The 22956-nt window shown below is 47.8% G+C and carries 3 protein-coding genes; all 3 read left to right on the top strand.

Features of this window, described 5'->3' with window-relative positions:
- Positions 1–16 precede the first annotated feature (16 nt).
- The 3 genes from K1X61_13110 to K1X61_13100 all read left to right on the top strand — a co-directional run bounded on the left by K1X61_13110 (position 17) and on the right by K1X61_13100 (position 22835).
- The gene (locus tag K1X61_13110) at positions 17–1003 is read left to right on the top strand and encodes a dihydroorotate dehydrogenase-like protein (protein ID MBX7109584.1); all 987 of its coding nucleotides are present in this window, start codon (positions 17–19) and stop codon (positions 1001–1003) included.
- 900 nt (positions 1004–1903) lie between these two features.
- Positions 1904–2242, top strand: coding sequence for a GIY-YIG nuclease family protein (locus tag K1X61_13105; GenBank protein MBX7109583.1), 339 nt, complete (start codon positions 1904–1906; stop codon positions 2240–2242).
- 1177 nt (positions 2243–3419) lie between these two features.
- Positions 3420–22835, top strand: a complete 19416-nt coding sequence (locus K1X61_13100; GenBank protein MBX7109582.1) for a hypothetical protein — start codon at positions 3420–3422, stop codon at positions 22833–22835.
- Positions 22836–22956 lie beyond the last annotated feature (121 nt).

Raw genomic sequence — 22956 nt, 5'->3', positions numbered from 1 at the left:
CATATAACACACCACCATGAACCTGTTAACAAACTACATGGGCCTGACCCTCTCCTCACCGGTAGTGGTGTCGGCTTGCAGCCTTTCGGAAGAGATCGGCAACATCGTGCAGATGGAAGATGCCGGCGCCGGGGCCGTAGTACTGTTTTCCCTGTTCGAAGAACAGATCAAAAAGGAAACAGCGCATTATCATTCCATCAAAGGCGCCACCACCCATCCGTTTGCCGAGGCCTCCGGCTTCTTCCCTGATCTCGATGAATACCACTTCGGCACCGATCAGTACCTGGAGCATATCCGCAAGGCGAAGGAGCGCGTGGACATACCCGTCATCGGCAGCCTCAACGGCATCACGCCGGAAGGATGGATCACCTATGCCCGCGACATGGAACAGGCCGGCGCTGATGCGCTGGAGATCAATATCTTCTTCATTCCAGGCGATGTGAACATGGCCGCGGCTTCGGTGGAACACCGTTACCTGCATATTGTGGAAATGGTGAAAACGGCGGTGAGGATTCCGGTGGCGGTGAAGCTGAACCCTTATTTCAGCTCCATGGGACACATGGCCATGAAGCTGCAGCAGGCCGGCGCCAATGCGCTTGTGCTCTTTAACCGCTTCTACCAGCCCGACTTCGACATCTCCGAACTCAAGATCCGGCACAACCTGCAATACAGCGAACCTAATGAGATAAGGCTGCCGCTGCTATGGCTGGGCATGCTGTATGGAAGGGTGCCTGTTTCCCTGGCCGCGACCACCGGAGTGCAGAGCGCTGTGGAAGTGATCAAATACCTGCTGGCCGGCGCCGATGTCGCCATGACAGCATCGGCCTTATACAAAAACGGCATTGATTCCATCAGCACCATCAATAATGCACTTGATGCCTGGATGCAGGAAAGCGGCTTTCCCACTATCCATTCCTTTAAGGGTATTATGAGTCAACAGTATATCGCCGACCCGACGGCCTATGAGCGGGCGAATTACATTCGCATCCTCGAAGGAAGGTAAGCTTGCTTTTTCGGCACTCATCATCCGGCAGATGTTATCTGATGTTTTTTATGCTTTCTTCAGCCGTTGAATAAATTCAATCGCAAGGGAAGCCTTATTGCGAACATGCCTGTGAAGGCCGTTATGCTAATGGAGGCCGTAATGTCAATGGAGGCCGTCAGGCTAATGGAGGCCGTCATGCCGAATTTATTTCGGCATCTTCAGTATAAAGATCCCGAAACAAGTTCGGGATGACTTGTTGGTTGTTGAGTTCATTCGCATGATTGCAGTTTTAGTTATTGCTCTTGAATTGCGATTATGATGGTCTGAGGCTGTGTTACCAGTGAACAGCTTCATACTGCTGGCGGTCGTCATACCGCTGGAAGTCATTGTATCGCTGGCCGTGGTCATGCCGGATTTATTTCGGCATCTTCAATAAAAGATCCCGAAACAAGTTCGGGATGACTTGTTGGTTGTTGAAGTCATTCGCATGATTGCAGTTTTAGTTATTGCTCTTGAATTGCGCTTATGATGGTTAAAGGCTGTGTTACCATTGAACAATGTCACACCGCTGGCGGTCGTCATACCAGCAAGAAGCGTCATGCCGAATTTATTTCGGCATCTTTAGTATAAAGATCCCGAAACAAGTTCGGGATGACTTATAGGTTGTTGAAGTCATTCGCATGATTGCAGTTTTAGCTATTACTCTTGAATTGCGATTATGATAGTTAAAGGCTGTGTTACCATTGAACAATGTCACACCGCTGGCGGTCGTCATACCGATGGAAGTCATTGTATCGCTGGCCGTGGTCATGCCGAATTTATTTCGGCATCTTCAATAACTTTTTGATCTATTGCCCCGCATCAAATAAATGCTAAAAACTAAGTTGTATCTTCATTCAATATTCATCAATATTTTCTATGAAATATCCTGCTGTTTATATAATCAGCAACTACAAGAGAACTACGCTTTACATCGGCGTCACCAATAATCTTGAAAGAAGGATGCTTGAACACAAGGCAGGCATTGGTTCCGTATTTGCCTCGCAGTACCAACTTACGGACCTTGTTCATTTTGAAAAATTCGAAAACATGACTGATGCAATACGAAGGGAAAAGCAATTGAAAAACTGGCATGCGGAATGGAAATGGAACCTGGTGAGAGAGACTAATAAGGATTTAGCTGACTTGGCTTTTGATTGGTTTAGTGTTAATGAAATCGAGCAATTCAGGATCGATATGGAAAGCGAGTATTTGTGATTAGATGTTAAAATATATTTAAGATGGCATCAGTATCAATTTTAGGCGTCGTACTAGTAAGTAGCGTCATGCCGAATTTATTTCGGCATCTTCAGTATAAAGATCCCGAACCAAGTTCGGGATGACTTATAGGTAGTTGAGGTCATTCGCTTGATTGTAGCTTTTGCAATGACCATTTGATAGACTGGATAATGTTTTAGGACGCTGTTAACAGTGAGCATCGTCATACCAGCAGGAAGCGTCATGCCGAATTTATTTCGGCATCTTTCAATATAAGATCCCGAAACAAGTTCGGGATGACTTATGGGTGGTGGAGGTCATTCGCCTGATTGTAGCTTTTGCAATTTCCATTTGATAGACTGGATAATGTTTTAGAACGCTGTTAACAGTGAGCATCGTTATACCAGCAGGAAGCGTCATGCCGGATTTATTTCGGCATCTTTCAATATAAGATCCCGAAACAAGTTCGGGATGACTTATGGGTGGTGGAGGTCTTTCGCCTGACTGTAGCTTTTGCAATTACCATTTGATAGACTGGATAATGTTTTAGGACGCTGTTAACAGTGAGCATCGTTATACCAGCAGGAAGCGTCATGCCGAATTTATTTCGGCATCTTTAAGATTAAGATCCCGAAACAAGTTCGGGATGACTTGTTGGTTGTTGAGGTCATTCGCTTGATTGTAAGTTTTTTCAACAATCCATAGTCCACCATCAACAACCAATCTACAATTACAGCCACCCACGACACACGCCCTTCCTATAACAATATTCCCTCATGCTCCGTATCCGCCGTAAGCCATGGCTGGCAACTCATATTATTCGCATTTTTTATTCTATAGCTATGAAATGATGCAAAATTCATAGCATTTTAATTCATGAATTGGTAAGAAAGTGTCACCGAATTGTATTTTTTTTAGCATAATAAAGGTTTACGTTTGATGGCTTTTAAAACACCGGCATTCATTAACGAATGCATTTTTCAAGCAATCACAGCCAGGTAAAACAGTTCAATGAAGTTAACCTTTACTCCTCTTCATGCATGGTCATCTGCGTGTTTTAGCCGCCTGCATCGTTGCAGTGCTGCTGTAACGCTTTCCCGCCTTTCATCATGCGCTGCTGCTTTCCCGCCTTCTTTCAACCATCCACTTTACATTTCAATCCTTTAATTTTTATTACATGAAGCATTGTTACTCCTCCCTTTCCCACGCTACTTCTACCGGTAAAAACCACCAGACCATGAGAAATATCTACACCAACGCGGCAGTCAATGTTATGCCGGCGATGCCTGTTGCTACGACAAACGTTTCCAACGCTTCTTCGGGAAGCAAGATGAGCAAAGCAGTCTCCTTCGTAGTGGCTGCTTTTTTTGTTTTGGCCATGCTGCTGGGAGCAGGGGTGCAACCGGGCTTTGCGCAGTCGGCGGGCTTCAACAGCTCGTATGCCGTATTCAGCATCAACGGTGGTGGCGACAGCTATTACTGCATGCCGAGCAATACCAGTTGCGGTGCCAACCCGTCCTTAAACGGTGCCAACCTCGGTAACTTCAGCGGGGCGAATACACTCGTGCTGAAAGGCGCGGAGCACAACGTGTACAAATGCGGCGGAGCGGATATCACGAGTACCACCCTCAATTACAGGATTTATAAGACCGGCACTACGCCCGGCTCTTTCACGCAAAGCAATATCGGTTATTCCAGCGGCGGTGCCAATGGTTGCGGCGGGGAAGATCAGCAGTGGAAGGATATCACGCTCGGCATCAACGTACTCTCCGGCTTGACACCTGCTAATTATACCATTGAAATTTTTTCCCAGGAAGCCACCACCTTAGGCACTCAGTTCCTCAATAACAGCGGCAGTAACTATAAAGCGACTTTTAACTATTGCGGATCATTGTCGGGTGCTTTGCCGGTTGGTAATTATGCTATACCGGGTTGCTTTGCGACAATTGCTTCTGCCGTCAATTACATAAATACTAATGGTGTAACCGGTACCGGCGATGTTCAATTTGATATTGCCGCAGGGTATACGGAAACTGCGCCGGTAGGTGGTTACAATATTACTGCAACCGGTACATCGACTCTCGGAATTAAGTTTGTAAAAGCAGCAGGTGCTGCTTCTACCATTACTGCTGGCTTACAGGTAGCTGCAGGAACTGCGGCACTTGCGTCATTTGATGCGGTTTTTAAAATAACTGGTGGTGATTATATAACTATTGACGGACTTACAATGCAGGAAAATGCGGGTAATACTGTACTAACTACAGGAGCCACGAATACAATGACGGAATTTGGTGTCTTACTTATTCATGCTACTGCAACTAACGGAGCACAGAACAATACTATTCAGAATTGTACCATTTCTTTGAACGCTTCATACACAAATAGCGTCGGTATATTTTCAACTTCCTCAAGCGACGGATCATCTCCGTTTGGAGCGTTGGACGCAACCAGCACGGCGGGTACCAATTCAAACAACAAAATTTATAAGAATACTATTTCAAACGTGGCCCAGGGTATTGTATTTATCTGTCCGCCTATTACTGCTACAGTTTTTGAAACAGGTAATGATATTGGAGGATCCTCCGCAGCAACTGCCAATACGATTACCTTTGGAAATGCAGTAGCCAGTTCAGGTGTCTGGAACAGATCACAATCAACCGTACAGGCAGGTATCTATTTTAGGAATGGTGCCGGAAATACCATCAGATTTAATTCTGTTACTTCTACCAGTTTAGCTTATGTAGGATCAGGCGGCTTGAATGGTATTATGATCAGCAGTGGCACAGCTCCAACGGGTGTTACCTATACCTCCACCATCAGTGACAATACAGTTAACATTACCAGTACGGGAGTTGCATTAATGACAGGTATTGATTTTGGACATGGTATCAGTACAGGAACAATTACAGGAAGCAATAATAATGTTACGGTTAATCAAACAGTTTCTGCTGTAGTTTCAGCTGCTGTGATTGGTATTAAAGCTAATTATTCATCCGCAACGAATACCTGTAATACAAACATAATTGTTATTAACCAGACGACTTCGGGTACAGGAGCAACATCAAGTGCGATAACCGGCCTTACTATTGCCGGTACCTCAACAACTTTGAATGCGCTCACAAATACGATAACAATTAATCAAACAACTTCTTCCACTAGTGCTGTTACAAGTCCAGTTACTGGAATTGCAGCTAATGCTGTCGCAACCACCGTAAATGTTACCACGACTAATGCAATTACTATTAAGCAAGCACAAACAGGTTCAGGTACATATGGATCCGGTGCAATTACCTACATTAACGTAAGTGCAGCTTCCGGAACTATTAATGTTACGGGTAACAATTTGAATACAACGGGATCTACTATCCGGAGTACTGGCGCACTCATTGGGGTTTTCCAGGATGCAACCGCAACGGTGCTGGTGAACATAAAGAGCAATACAATGAATGTTGACAGGGTGGCTGCATCAGGTTCTATCATATTTCAATCTACATCAGGCTCACCTTCCGAAGTTGCTGATACCATTTCAGCCAATACGATCACGTTTACCAATCTTGCAGGAACTACAACGGCGACAGCAATTTCATCACTTGGTGGACCCAGTTCTCCAGCAGCCGGCAATAAAAATGTGAACAATAATACAATCAATATTTCCGGCACACATAGTGGTACAACCATTGGTATTACTTGTAGTTTTACAAATACTGGTTTTATCAAGAATAATTCAGTTACCATTTCTTGTGCTGCACCAACAGTAACTGGTATTACTACTACGGGCACAGCCATGACTATTACGGGAAATACCCTGTCACTTTCTTCCAGTACCACTTCACCTACAGCTATGACTGGTATAAATGAATCAGGTTCCGGTGTTCATTCAATAACAAATAATACATTCTCAGCAATGAATTTCACCGGCATTATTACTGCTTCTCCAACGGTTAGCGGTATTGCTATAAGTGGTGGAACATTGGCTAATGTATTCAACAATACCATTACGAATATTTCAATCGGTGCTGCTACCAGTACTGCCAGCCCTGTTATTGACGGAATTCTGATTTCGGGTGGTAGCGGTATCAATGTGTATAAAAATAGGATTCATGGCTTGTCTACACTTGCTACCGGTACATCAACCATCGTGAGTGGAATTCGTATTTCAGGTGGTGGTTCAACCAATCCTAATAATATTTATAACAATCTCATCGGCAATTTAACAGCCGCTGCGGCTGCCTCTACGGATGCTATCAGGGGGATAAATATTACGTCTACATCAACTTCAACTACGCATAATGTCTATTACAATACCATCAACCTAAATGCTTCTTCCACAGGTGCCAACTTTGGTACTACCGGTATCTTCCACACAATCTCTACCGTATCTACAACTTCCACGCTCAATCTGAGGAATAACATTGTAATTAATATTTCCACGCCTGCAGGAACAGGCTTAACTGTTGCTTACAGGCGCAGTGGTGGTGCATCGAACAATCTTGCCAACTACGCCAGCACTTCCAATAACAATGATTTTTATGCGGGAACTCCATCTGCCACCCGCCTGATCTATTCAGATGGAACTTCTACGGCACAAACGATGACTGCCTATAAGAATGGGGTGTTTACAGCAGGTACAATTGCCCCAAGAGATGGTTCTTCATTTTCTGAAGACCCTGAATTTCAAAGTACTACCGGTTCAAGTGCTGATTTCCTGAAATATAAAGTGTCATCTGCAAAACAGATTGAAAGTGGTGCGGTGAACATTGCAACATACACAGATGATTATTCTGGAACGGTTCGGTTTGGTAATCCGAGTTATGTCGCTTGTACCCCTGCAGGTAGTGCGCCTGATGTTGGAGCCTGGGAATTATGCGGAATTGGTTTAGACCTTGTGCCACCGGCTATATCATACACTACATTGGGGAGCACATCATGCACAAACGACAGAACATTGTCATCCACCATTACCGATGCCAGCAGTGTGAAAACCGCAACCGGCAGCCGCCCAAGATTATACTTCAAAAAATCTACGGATGCGAATGCATTTGCAGGCAATACATCGGCGAACAACGGATGGAAGTTTGTTGAAGCAGCTAATTCCGCTTCTCCCTTCAGCTTCACCACGGATTACACTTTGCTGCAGGCAGCAGTAGCCGCAGGTGATGTCATTCAATATTTCGTGGTGGCATCAGACAGTGCCGCTTCACCGAATGTTGGTATCAATGCAGGATCGTTTGTAGGTGCCACACCCACTACGGTTGATTTACAGGCACAGGGTGTCACTTCTATCGGCGGTACTCCCAGCAGTTATACGATTGTGGCTGCAGGATTGAGTGGCACGGTAACCATTGGCGCATCCGGTACCTACACGAGTCTTACCGGTGCGGCAAGCAGCCTTTTCCTTGCGATCAACACAAGCGGTATGTCAGGCAACGTAACAGCCAATATTATTGACGCAAGTGTAACGGAGACCAATGCCGTGACACTGAATGCTATTAACTACAATGGTTGCAGTTCCGGCCCATATACACTCATCATTAAGCCCACAGTAACCTCCACGTTAACCGGTTCGAGTGCCGGGGCACTGATCACCATCAATGGTGCTGATAACGTGGTGATAGACGGATCTACATCGGCCACTTCGAATACAGTTTGTCCCGATGTGGCGGCATCACGCGATTTGACCATTACGAACACCAATACAGGCACTTCCAGTGCTGTGGTATGGCTGCAGACATCTGGTTCAGATGGCGCAACCGGCAATACTATCAGGAACTGCAATATTACAGGAAGTGGCGTCACTCAAACACTCTTTGGTGTTGGTTGTGGTTCAAGCACTATCAGTACTTCCAGCTTGGGAACCGGTAACAATAGCAATTCTTATATCAATAATAACATTTCCGGTGTGCAATATGGTATCTATTCACAGGGGGCAAGTGCCGGGAACAAAAATCAGGGAACGGTTATCAATCAAAACATCATCAATACAAGCGCCAATACCAAGGGCGGTATCTGGGTAGGGTTTGAAAACAACATCACAATTTCGCGAAACAATGTTTCCAATATTGCCCAGGCAAGCAGTCCCGATGTGTTTGGGATTACCCTTGGAATAGGAACTTCAGTGAGTGCCACAACTGCTACCGGGAATGAAGTAACGAATGCGACGGTTACTAAAAACACGATCGGTACGGTGGTGAATTCAGGAACATTCTCAGCAGTTGGTATTGCTGTTTCAGCAGCCACCTCCGGAACAAACCTGATTGCCAATAATATGATTAGCGGCGTGTCGGCGAATGGCACCACCGGTGATTTTGGAGCCGGTATTATTCTTGGCGGAGGAACAGGATCTACTACGCAGCTATATTACAACACGGTTATGATGCAGGGTACGATTGCCGGCTCAACTGCTGCTACACAATCTGAACCATGCGTTGCCATTACTGCTTCAACTGCTCCTACATCTGTAGAGATGCGGAATAATATTCTCGTAAATAAACAAATTGGTAATGCGGGTGCGTCTGTAAAGTTTGCCTGTGTAACACTTAACTATTCTTCTACTGTTGGTAATTATGCGGGACTTACCTCTGATCACAACAACTTTATTTGTGCCGGTGCTGGTCCAGGAACTTACCAGATAGGTATAACCGGTGGAACAGTGTCTGGCACATCAAGAACATCACTTGCCAACTGGACTTCTGAGACGGGCCGCGATGGTGCCGGTTCGGCTCCTAATGCAAGTCAAACAACGCTACAGGTTGACCCTGTATTTACTTCTTTGCCAGCTGACCTTCACCTGGTTGCTGCTAATGCCACCAATGCCCCGCTGAATGACGGTGCAATCACTGTGTCAATAACCGATGATATTGATTGCAACACCCGTTCAACAGATATCGGTGCCGATGAATTCACACCACCGGCCTGTTCAGGCGCGTCTGCAAGCACCGTTTCTGCTGCGCCGTCCAATATTTGCGGAACTTCCGGCTCATCCGTTTTATCAACCTCTGCAGTTAATTCCGGAACAGGAATCGGTTACTTATGGCAGTCGTCAGCTACCGGTAATGCTGGTACGTTCTCTGCCGCTGCCGGTGTAAACAACACTGCCACCTACAGCACAGGTACCATTTCTTCCACTACCTATTATCGCCTCGTTGTAACATGCCCTGCTGCTTCAGCAAGCGACACTTCCAATATTGCCTCCGTATCAGTCAACCCGATACCTACTGCAGGGATCACACCTGCCGGTCCGATAACGGTTTGCAGTGATGCATTGCAAACGCTTACCGCTACCTCTGATGCTGTTTCACCAACCTACCAATGGAAATCGGGCGGCACGGATATTTCCGGAGCAACTAATTCCACGTATACACCTTCCACAACAGGCAGTTATACAGTGGTTGTAACCAAATCAGGTTGCAGCAATACTTCCGCTGCCGTATCTGTAACTGTTAATCCGGCGGTAACCGGTGTGGTAGCATCGGCAAGCGCTTCCACTATTTGCAATGGTGGCACGGTTGATTTAACTTCCACCGGTACCACCGCACTCGCCGGCGTAGGCTACAGCTTAAATGGTAACAGCGGTGTTGCTTTCACGGACATTAGTGGAACCGGTACTTCTGTGGGCACCCCTTCTGATGACAGCGAGCATAATCTTACCTTACCATTCACTTTTAAATTTAACGGAGTTGACTATACCACCGCCAGGATAGGAAACAATGGTGTGCTGGTGTTTGGTACAACAACAGGCGATATCATTTACACCAATTCCTGCCTTCCTCAGGATATCGCACCAAGTTCAACAGGTTCTGTCGGTCTCATAACCGGAACCGGCAATTCTCTCGCGGCGATCTGTGCTAATTGGGATGATATGACAACATCAGGCAGTGTTACTACTTCCATCGTAACGCAGCAGGTCGGCTCTCTGTATATCATTCAATGGACGAATGAAGATAATTTCAATGCCACGGGAACCGGCACCATTACCTTCCAGATTCAACTGGAACAAACCACTAATAAAATTAACATTGTCTATCCGGATATTACCTACGGTGCATCGGGCTTTGACGGTGGTGCAAGCGCCACGATTGGTCTGAATTACAGTGCATCATCAGCATTGCAGTTTTCCTGTAATACGGCAAGTCTTGTAGATGGACAAAGCATTACATTTACACCGAATCCTGCCACCTTAACCTATGCATGGACGGCTGTGCCTTCAGGTTTCACTTCTTCAGCACAAAACCCAACCGGCGTTAGTCCCACCACCACTACGATCTACAGTGTGAGCATCGGTAATGGCTTATGTTCCGCCAGCGATACCGCCAAGGTTAATGTGAACATAGTAACCGGCGTTATCAGCGGCGATGATACCATTTGTGCAGGCGGCAGCGCTATGCTTTCGATTGCGGTTACCGGAACTGGTCCCTGGAATGGAACTTTAGATGATGGAACAGCCTTCAGCGGATCATCCAGCCCGATCAGTGTTTCAGTTACACCCGGATCCAGTCATACGTATACGATTGCCACGCTAACGGATGTCGGAACATCATGCACTGCTCAGTCAGGTGATAAAACAGGCAGTGCTGCCATAACGGTTACACCCAGTACGCCGGTTAGTGTATCACTCGCTCCCGATGCCAACCCGGTTTGCGATGGAACCGGTGTTACCTTTACTGCAACGCCTACCAATGGCGGGGCTGCACCGAACTATGAATTCTTCAAAAACAGCCTTTCCGTTCAGAACGGAAGCTCCAATTCTTACGCTTACACACCAGCCAATGGTGATGCAATATATGTTGTACTGACCAATACAGATGCTGGATGCTACAGCGGAAATCCCTATACTTCTTCCACCGTTAACATGACGGTGAATCCATTGTTGCCGGCATCTGTTACGGCCACTACACCAAGCGACAGCATCTGCGCGGGATCGGCGGTTACCTTTACCGCTAACCCAACGAACGGCGGCGGTTCACCGGCTTACCAATGGTACCTGAATGGTGCACCGGTAAGTGGTGAAACCAATTCAACGTATAATACTTCATCAATAGCTGATCAGGATTCTGTGTGGGTAGTGATGACTTCCAATGCCACCTGCGCTACCGGAAGCCCTGCCACTTCGAACCATTTGCACATGACCGTGTCAGGTGCAATTACAGCCAGTATCACCATCAGCACCGTGAGTCCTACCACCATCTGCGAAGGAACGGCTGTTACCTTCACCAGCCTTACTACCGGCGGTGCAGGAACCTATCAGTGGATGAATGGCGCCTCACCCATCAGCGGCGCAACGAATGCTTCGTATACTACCGATAGCCTGTCAAACGGCGATGTGATCAGTTGTGAATTCACGGCCAACTTTGCCTGTGCCACACCTAATCCCGCTTCTTCCAATACAATCACCATGACGGTAAATCCGTCGCCTGCTATTCCTGTTATCAGCGCCGATGGCCCGCTTACTTTCTGCGGTCCCGGAGCTGTTAAACTCTGGACACAATACAGTGGTTCCGGCATTTTGTGGAGCACCAGTGAAACGACGGATACGATCACAGTTACCTCTACTTCCAACATCACGGTAACGGTTACGGCAGGGGGTTGCTCATCCACCTCAGCCATCACCACGGTGACCATTAACAGCGCTTCGGCCATCATCACCCCTTCTTCTGCGACAGTTTGCACCGGAGGTACGGTTACCCTTACTGCATTAGCTACCCCTGCCGCAGCTTCTTACCTCTGGTCACCGGGTTCAGAAACTACGAATACCATTACAGCCGGTGCCGGAACTTACTCCGTAATAGTTACTGATGTAAATGGTTGTATCGATACGGCTACCGCTACGATCAATGAAAATGCATCACCCTCTGTAACTGTAACTGCAACCTGTAGCACCATCTTCCCGGGCGGCAGTGTAACGCTGACAGCTAATGCCACAGCAGGCAGCGGCACCATTACCGGTTACCAATGGAAAAACAGCCTTGGCAATATCGCGGGCGCTACCAATTCAACCTATACTACCAGTGCAGCGGAATCTTATACGGTGGTGGTGACTAACTCCAATGGCTGCTCCACCACTTCAACACCTCCAGTGGTATTAACCACACTCTCCGGCGCATTGGCAGCCGGCATGTATGCTATTCCTTCCAACTGCGGATTCCAGACCATTAATGCGGCAGTTAATTACATGAGCGCGAATGGTGTTTCCGGATCAGTAGTCTTTAATGTTGCAGCCGGTCACAGTGAAAATGCACCGGTGGGTGGTGTCGTGTACAATCAGTGCGCACTTTCCGCTGGCATTCAATCCGGTTCAACCCGTACGGTAACCTTCCAGAAATCAGGTGTAGGCGCCAATCCGAAAATCAATGCCTATGCAGGCACCAGTACCACGGTAGATGGTATAGTTAAAATTGTGGGAGGTGATTACATCACCTTCGATGGAATTGATGTTGCGGAAATCATCAGCAATACCACGCCTACGCTGCAGATGGAATGGGGTTATGCCTTGCTGAAATGCGATGGCAACAACGGTTCCAACAGCAATACCATTAAAAATTGCGCTATTACGCTAAACAAAGCAAATACGGCTTCCGTAGCGATCTATTCCGGCAACCATACAGCAGCGAATACTACCGGCCTTACTTATTCAAACGGTGCAGGCAATGAAGATGCTTCCCGTAACGGAAGAAATACTTTCTATGGTAATACTATTTCGAACACTTATACCGGTATTTCACTGAATGGTAATGCAACTGCAGGGCCTTCCGCCAGTCTGAATGATACCCTGAACCAGGTAGGTGCTATTGGGCAGGCAGCGAACTCCATCACCAACTTCGGCGGCGGTTCAGTTGCCGTGAACGCCATCATTGAAACAAATCAGCGCGGCCTATCGGTAGATAATAACACCATCAATGGCGGTACTGCCTCTACCAGCACAGTAACCGGTATCAGCATGGGCAGTGGTGTATGGGGAAATATCAGGAACAATACCATCACCCTGGCTTCTGCAGCAACTACGAGTACGATGACCGGCATCACCTGCGGATTCAGCGGCGGTACTGCCACCAATCCGAACCTGATCAACATCACCGGCAATACGGTGCAGAATATCAACTATTCCACTTCTACTTCAGCCACCTTCACGGCCATCACCTGCAGTGCCGGTGGTACATCAGCAGTGATTAACATCAATACCAATACGGTGCAGAACAATACAGTGGCCGGTACGGGTACCATCACCTGTATCACTTCTACATCAGGACCCAGTGGCGGCACCGTGAATATCAATGGTAATACCGTTTCCGGAAACACGGCAAGCAATGTGTCCACTACTGGGCATACGATGGCCCTGATTACCAACAGCGGCGCACCGGCGACCTTGTCGATGAGCAATAATACCATTAACAATAACCTGCATTCAGGGGTTGGTACCATGAACGGACTTGTGTCAACCGGCTCCGCTACCAACTTTACCATGAATACCAACACCATCACCAATAATACCATGACCGGTGGTGGAGGATCTTGTACGCTTACCTGCTCGCAATCCACCACTTCCATATATACGTACAGTGGGAATACTATCAGGAACAATGGTGTTTCAACCATGACAGGAACAAGTACTGCTACGGTGACAGGTTATTCTAATTCCGGTTCACCTACCATTGAAACCATTAGCAATAACAGTATTCGCAGATTGTACGTTACGGGTGCCTCTACCGGAACGCATACGATTCGCGGTATTTTAAATAATACCATCAGTGGAAATACACGGACGGTGAGCGGTAATCAGGTTGACAGCTTGTATTCTGCCGGAAGTGCGGCCATTACCGGTATTACCTCTTCAGCAGGCGGCACTGTGCTTTACTCTAAGAACCGTGTCTTTAACCTGATTGGTGCAGGAGCCAGCACGACTGTAATCGGTATTTCGGTAACATCCGGCACACAGACCGGTGTTTACAACAACTATATCGGCGATCTTCTGGCACCTGCCGCTACGGGAACCAATGCAGTGATCGGTATCAGCCTGTCTAGTACAACCGCCACACAGGCTGTTGGATTATACTTTAATACCATCAGGCTTGCCGCAAGTGGCGGAACCACCTTTGGTTCATCGGGCGTAAGTATTTCCAGCTCCACCACTCCGCCGATTGTTGAAATGCGAAATAATATTATAGACAACCTCAGCACACCAGGTTCAGCAGGAACCAGCTTTACGGTCGCCTACCGCCGTGCCGCGTCGGGATTTTCAGGATATTCAACAGCCTCCAACCAGAATAATTTTTATGCAGGCGGTCCTTCTGCCAACAGGTTGATCTACTTCTCCAGCACATCGGATTCTGCACAGTCACTGAGCAAGTACAAGAGCGCGGCCGCAACTCGTGATCAGCAGTCAGTAACGGAAGATCCACCCTTCATCAGTACTTCACCTGCAGCATTGGCTTCTGATTATCTGCATATCAGTTCTTCCATTGCCACGCAAATGGAGAGCGGTGCTGCTAACGTCACCGGTATCACAGATGACTGGGACGGCCATATCCGTTTTGGCAATATCGGCTACCCCGGCGGTAATCCGGGCTATCCTTCAGGCGGCACAGCACCTGATATCGGTGCCGATGAATTCCAGGGCATTATCAGTGATCATACCAGTCCGGTAATTACCTACACAGCCCTTTCCAATGGATGTACGGCGGACCGTACCTTGACAGCTACCATTACAGATGCCACTGGTGTATGGACTACCGGTTCATTGGTGCCGCGCATTTATTATAAAAAGGGAGCAGGATCCTACTTCTCGCAGCCGGGTGTTCTGACTTCAGGCAGCGGCACGAGCGGAACATGGTCATTTACCATCGTGAGTTCAGATTTCGGAGGCGCAACACTTTCGGATGTGATATCCTATTACATCATTGCACAGGATACGGTGCCGGTGACTCCGAATATCAGTTCCAATGCAAGCGGTGCAATAGCGACAGATGTAAATACAGTGACCACTGATCCGGCATCACCTTCAACCTTCAGCATAATAAACAGTGCAGTTACTGCAACAGCAACGGCTACACCTGCTTCAGTATGCAATGGTGCAACGTCTTCCTTGTCGGCCACTGCTTCAAAACCGGGCTCAAATGCTCCGGGTGCTTATACTTTTGCAGGATCTGCAGGCAGTGGATTTAGTTTTATTACCGGCACTACGGTAACATTAGGCAGCCAGGATGACGGATTTACCGGCAACCTGCCAATCGGCTTTACCTTCAATTACAACGGCACCGGCCATACCGTATTTGCCGTATCACCAAATGGCTGGATGAAACCGGGTGAAACCACATCGGCTACCTCTGGATTCTTTAGTAACGCCTTAATTTCCAATGCCAACTTTATCGCACCGCTTTGGGATGATAATAACATGACCGGTGGTGACATTCAATACCTGACTACCGGTGGCACTGGAAACCATGTGCTCACCGTACAGTGGAAAAACATGCATGTTGCCGGATCAGGTTCAAGCTCAAATCCAACCATTTCCATGCAGGCAATCCTGTATGAAGCAACAGGTAAGATTGAATTTGTTTATGGTGCTACCAGCGCAGCTTTATCGAGCCCAACAGCTTCCATTGGTATATCCGGAAACGCAGGTAACTTCTTAAGTGTTACCCCGCTGTTGCCCGCAAATACCTCTACAGCAAGCAATGTTTCAGAGTTCAGTGTTACATCGAGTGCCAATTTCCCAAGCGGTACGGTGTATACCTTTACACCTCCTGTAACAGCGATAACCAACTTCACCTGGTCACCTGCATCAGATTTAGTCAGCACCACCGGTTCACCGGTTACCACGAATGCATTAGATACTACCACTACGTTTACCGTAACAGCTTTGGATGCATCCACAGGATGTACTGCCACAGCTACGGTAACGGTTACCGTGGGTGAACCTTTGAGCCTGGATGTTAACTCACCTGCCATTTGTGTTGGACAAACCACTGCACTCACAGCAGTATCTTTTGGCGGTGGTGCTCCATTCAGTTACGCATGGTCACCTGCATTGGGATTAAGTGCGACAACAGGAGCAAGCGTGAATGCCAATCCCGATACAACTACCGTTTACCAGGTAATCGTAACGGATAATTGTGGAGCGACGGATACCGCTTACAGTACGGTAACGGTCGACTCACTTCCTACCGTTATTGTTACGCCGGACAATGCTTCAGCATGTGGAGGCGTGGCAGCAGTCCTTACAGCAAGCGGCACTTCAGTGTCTTATACCTGGGCACCTGCCACAGGACTCAGTGCAACAACCGGTGCCTCTGTTAGTGCCAACCCGACAGCGGCAACTACTTATACGGTAACCGGAACCGGCAGCAATACCTGTACAAATACTGCTACGGCCAACATACAGGTGGGTGGAACAGTAACCGTTACAGCTGCAGCGACACCTTCGGCAATATGCTCCGGGAATACAACAAGCCTTACATCATCTGCAACACAGACCGGGTTGAGCTATTCGTTAGCCAGCCTTTCAGGTCAGACCTATTCAACGCTTACAGGCGGTGGCATCACGGTCATTAATACTGTTGCACAGCTGCTGCCTGGTTTTTCATCAGGTACGCAGGATGACGGCGGTGTACTGATAACCCTGCCGTTCACTTTCACTTACATGGGTAATAGTTTTACCCAGATGTCTATGTCAACTAACGGATGGGTAGCAGCAGGCGACATATCAACAATCAGCAGCACATTCGATCATGCAGCCGGTAACTTATTCACCAATTCACTGCCTAATAATACAATTGCCGCCTGGTTTAAGGATATGGGTGCAAACATTGCATCCGGTTTCCCGGGCAGCATGCGGCATGGGCTGATCGGAACTGACGTATATGCCTTCCAATGGGATCAGGCAGTTGGTTCAAGCTTCAGTACTACCACAACCAACCTGATCTCCTTCCAGGTTAATATCTATGGTCCGGCTTCTTCAAACCCGGGCAAGATTGAAATTATCTATGGACCTAATGCAGGAACAACAGCTACTGGTGCTGCAATTGGTATTGAAGATGGTACAGGTGGTACCAATCATTATATTAATGCTTTAACAGGTAATGGTACGGCTACCACTACTTCTTCAGCCTGGCCGGGCAATGGTAACGGATATAGTTTCACTCCAAATTCACTGAGCTATTCATGGACACCGGTTGCAGATGTTGTAAGCGCCAACAGCCAGAACACAGCGACGAATGCCTTAGGGGGTACTACAACCTTTATTGTAACAGCATCGGGTGCCGGCGGATGTTCCGATACGGCATCCGTAACAGTGGTAGCTGATCCTTTGACAGACCTGACGGTGAACAGTGATACGATCTGTGAAGGATATTCCACTACCCTGACGGCTGTTACAACAGGTGGCGGTGCGCCTTTCGTTTACACTTGGCATCCTGCTTATGGGTTAAGTGATACCACGGGAGCCAGTGTAACCGCTAACCCAACGGTTACCACATCGTACACCATTACGGTTGCTGACGGATGTTCAGGAATGGATACCGCTTATGCAACGGTAACTGTTATACCGACACCAACCGTATCCATATCGCCTTCTCCTGCAGCCGGTGGAATTTGCGGCAGCGGAAGTGTTACGATGGTAGCGTCTGGTACAGCTACCTCCTATACCTGGGCACCTGCAGCGGGATTGGATGTTACTACCGGAACCAACGTGGTAGCAACTCCGCTCATCACCACCACCTATACCGTTACCGGTTCCACGCCCAATGGTTGCAGCCTGACAGCTACACAAACGGTAACCGTTGTGCCAACACTCTCATTAGTAGCCAGTGCCTCACCCAGCAGTGTATGTTCCAATGCAACTTCGCAACTGAGTGCTTCGGCATCGGTGCCGATTACCGGAGGCTATTCATTGACAAGTACACCGTTTGCTCCGGTGGTTCCGTCTGGAGCGACCTCCCCGGGTCCTTCGGGTGATGATGCAACCCTGTCCGGTGTACCGATAGGCTTCAACTTTACTTTCTTTGGCACAACTTATTCTACGGTAACCATTTCCACTAACGGATTTATTTCTTTTGATGCTTCTCCGGGTTCAGGATGCTGCAGCGGACAATCACTGCCAAATGCCACTGCTCCCAACAACCTGATAGCGGCTGCATGGGAAGATCTGGACACAGGCGTTGACGGCGACATTGATTTCTTTACCCAGGGAAGTGGAATTAACCATGTTTTCGTGGTACGATACAATGCGGTAGGCCACCATTCAACTACCGGCGGTGGAGGTGATCCGGTTACCACACAGATTGTCCTGTATGAGTCAAGCAATATTATTGAGATTCATACGACCTCAATGCCGCAAAATCCGAATGGAGTGCTATGGAATCCTCATACACAAGGAATTGAAAATGCAGGCGGTGGAGTAGCAGTTGTTGATAACGCTCGTAATGCCAACACTACCTGGACGCTTACCAATGATGCAGTCCGGTTTGCCCCGGCATCACCGATTTCATTCACTTATGCATGGTCACCTGCTGCATTCCTGAATGATTCGAGTCTGCAAAACCCTGAAGCTACCAATGTAACTACCAGTACGACCTATACCGTAACAGCAACCAGTACTGGAGGATGTACAATTTCGGATACGGTGAATGTTATCTCGATACCTGTGCCAACCGATCCGATAGGTCATGACTCAATACAGTGTGGCTTAGGCGTTCCCGGAGTATATGTAACATCAACATCCGGATTACCTTCACCTGCTTACCATTGGTATCTGAATCCATCAGGCGGTACAGCGCTTTCCGGTGAAAATATGAATCACCTTACAGCGCATACCATCAATGTCACGGATACTTTCTATGTAACTGAATCTAACGGACAGTGCGAAAGCAACAGGGTGATGGTGATTGCGAATGTAACCCAGCCTGATGTTGTTACTGCCTCTGTGTCACCGACTCCGGTTTGCCTTGGCGCAAGTACGGTGCTGACTGCCGTGCAAACAGGTACTACCAATAACTATCAATATTCCTGGACAGCATATCCTGCAACAGGAAGTGGCATCACCGGTTCTGAAAGCGGTCAGTCAGTGAGCATATCACCCACGGCTGCCGGCAGCTATCATTACATTGTAGTTGCTACTGATACTGCAGCCGGTTGTGCCACGATTGATACGACAGGCACTTTAACAGTGAATCCGAATCCAAACATCAGCAGTGTTACTGCAACACCTTCGAATATCTGCTCCGGAGGAACAACAACACTCGCAGCGGCCAGCGGTAATTTTGCCAATGCAGATGTTATCCTGGGCAGTGATAATGCCACCACCAAGATCAACACAGTGGGCACACCCTATCGGACCGGTACAACCACCGGTATCTCGATCAGAAGCCAATACCTGATTTTGGGCAGTGAGCTTACAACAGCCGGCATCACGGCGGGGGATATTACCAGTTTAGGGTTATTTGTTACCAACACGCCTACCGGATTTATCAGTAACATGGTGATTTCGATGGGTTATACAGGCGCTTCGGCCATGACGACCACTTTCCTTACCGATCCTGTAAACCCTGTTTATTCGATTGCCACCTGGACACCGGTTAACGGTTTGAATAATCATCCTTTCTCTACTCCATTCTACTGGGATGGTATGTCAAACATTGTGATTAACATCTGCGGTGATTTAACAGTGGCAGGTAGCGGCAGTGGTACTACATTGCAAACTTATGCTACACCATTCATGTCAACCGTAGCAAACAATACCACGTGTTCTGTTGCAACCGGAAGTAACCCAACTTCCAGTGGTACGCGTCCTGTTTTCCAGTTTAATGCTGTTACAGGGGTAAATTCCACTGGTTCAAATCATTGGGTATGGACTCCTGGCCCGTTGAATGGCAGTACCGTAAATGTATCTCCGGCTGCTACCACAACATATACTGTAACTGCTTCGGATACGATTACCTCCTGCAGTTCAACTGATACTATAACGGTACATGTAGGTGAGCCGTTGCTGGTTGCTGTGAATTCAGATACCATTTGCGCAGGTCAATCCGCAACTTTAACTGCCGGTATCTCCGGTGGTGGATATCCTTACACTTACTTATGGACACCGGGCGGAGCAACTACTGACGTTATCACCGTGTCACTCGACACCACTACAAGCTATAGTGTTATGGTAATTGATTTATGCGGAGATACGGCTTATGCATCCGGTACAGTGCTGGTTGATACTTTGCCGGTACTCGTGGTTACTCCTGCCAGCCCGACCATTTGTACAGGTGGCAGTGTGGAAGTGACTGTGGGCGGTGCCAATACATATACCTGGAGTCCAGCGCTTAACCTGACTCCAACAACAGGTGCTACCGTAACGGCGAATCCCACTGCGAATACCACCTATACCGTAACCGGAACCAATGGCAATGGTTGTGTGAATACAGCAAGTGTTGCCATAACCGTGCTTACACCACCAACCATTTCCTCTGTTACAGCCAATCTGCCTTCCGTCTGTGCAGGAGGTTCCAGCACACTTACTGCCAATGCATTCCAGGCAGGTGCCATGGTTAATAATTATTCGTTAACAAGCCTTACAGGCCAAACTTACAGTACCCTGACCGGTGGTGGTATCAGTATCATCAATGATGCTTCCCAATTGTTGACCGGTTTTGCGACAGGCAGCCAGGATGATGGAGGTATTCTGATAACTTTACCGTTTACCTTCACCTATAATGGAAATACCTTCACGCAGATGTCTATGTCAACAAATGGCTGGGTAGCTGCAGGAGACATTTCAACTATCACTTCCAGCTTCGATCACGCCAGCGGGAACTTGTTTACATCTTCGCTGCCAAGCAATACAATTGCTGCCTGGTTTAAGGATATGGGAGCGAATCTTGGTTCAGGGTTCCCGGGCAGCATGCGTCATGGATTGATCGGAACAGATGTATATGCCTTTCAGTGGGATCAGGCAGTAGGTTCCAGCTTCAGTGTAACTACCACCAACCTGATTTCCTTCCAGGTTAATATCTATGGACCGGCATCCGCCAGCCCGGGCAGAATTGAGATGATATACGGGCCTGCAGCCGGCACCACATCATTTGCTGCTGCCATAGGTATAGAAGATGCAACAGGTGGCACAGACCATTACATAAATGCATTGACCGGTACCGGTAATGCTACCACTACGTCCACAGCATGGCCAGGCGATGGTAACGGATTCCGATTCAATCCGATTCCGCCTACCTCGCTCACTTATGCATGGTCACCTTCAGCAACGATTGTAGATACAACAGCTAATCCGGCCAGTGCAAGCGGCATCAGTGCAACTTCTGTTTATACAGTAACTGTGACGAATGGTGGTGGCTGCTCAGCAGTAGACTCTGTAACCGTTGAAGTGATACAAGCTGATGCCTACTTTGAAGTGCAGCCTGAAATATGCAAGTCTGATGCTGGTGGCGCTATCCTGGTACCCAATGTACCGGGTGGTGTATTTACAACAGATGCTCCCGGCGCCATTGTAGAGTTCTTTGGAACATTCTACTTTGATGCGTCTGCTCCGAGTGTAGACCCCGGGCCTCATGTAATTACTTACACAACCTACTTAGGCTGTGCCAGTTACAATGATACCATTAACGTGGTGGCTGATCCTACTCCTACGCTCGACACGATACCGGCTGTTTGTCAGAATGCGGCCCCATTTGAGCTGACGTACGGATCACCTTCGGGCGGATTGTATTACATTGACAACAACCCTGCAGCGCTGACAGGAAACATCTTTAATCCTGCTGATTACAGTTCGGGTAGCCACCTCGTTACCTACACCTATACCAATTCATCATTCTGCTCCGGTTCAGTAAATGGTTCCATTACCGTGAACCTGCCATCCACACCAACAGCGTATAGTGATACGGTCTGCGACAGCTACACCTTGCCTTGGGGCGGAACGGTTACTTCCTCCGGTGCATATGTACACACCTACACCAATGCATCGGGATGCGACAGTGTGGTGACGGCCAACATCACGATCAACAGCTGTGCTGTTAATTTCTATGTAACGTTGTACATACAGGGTTACATGGATGAATTTAATCCTGGCTTTATGAAACCGGTAATGGTGAATCAAGGCCTCGCCGGAGCCAGCGATCCGAATGAGGTAGACACCATCATGATTGTGTTACACGATGCAGGCAGCTATGCGCCGGTGGATACCTTCAAAGGGATACTGCATACCAATGGGCTGATCAGTTGTACATTCGATAACGCTTCCGGCAGCGCCTCTTACTACATTTCCATCCATTACAAGAATGCCCTGGAAACGTGGAGTGCTGCGGCTGTTCCGATGAGTGTGTCGTCATATGACTTCTCTACCGATGTTACGCAGGCGTATCCGGACGTAAACAATCCGAATCCGCAAATGATTTATGTGGATGGACACTGGACGATTTACAGCGGCGACGTGAATCAGGATGGACAAATAGCAGGCGATGACTTCAACATTGTAGAATTCGATGTAACAGGACAGGCCTTTGGATACAATGTGACCGACATCACCGGCAACGGCCCGACGGCGGGTGAAGACTTCAACCTGCTGGAAATAAATGTGAGCTTTGGATTATTTGTGGCGCATCCGTAGATTTAATTGGAATTTAATGCGTGTCGCGGAGTAATTGTGACGCTTTGAATAAAATAAGTAGTACCTATGCGGGGAAGCCCGGCTTCCCTGCATATTTCAACAAATTGTAAAACCCGGTCCC

This window comes from Chitinophagales bacterium, from assembly GCA_019694975.1.
GTDB lineage: Bacteria > Bacteroidota > Bacteroidia > Chitinophagales > UBA10324 > JACCZZ01.
Note: the sequence above shows the minus strand (reverse complement) of the source record. Positions and strands in the feature narration are given on the sequence as shown.

What these genes read in the sequence shown, in the direction of transcription:
- K1X61_13110 (MBX7109584.1), top strand. Translation starts at nt 17, where the DNA reads ATGAACCTGTTAACAAACTACATGGGCCTGACCCTCTCCTCACCGGTA.
- K1X61_13105 (MBX7109583.1), top strand. Translation starts at nt 1,904, where the DNA reads ATGAAATATCCTGCTGTTTATATAATCAGCAACTACAAGAGAACTACG.
- K1X61_13100 (MBX7109582.1), top strand. Translation starts at nt 3,420, where the DNA reads ATGAAGCATTGTTACTCCTCCCTTTCCCACGCTACTTCTACCGGTAAA.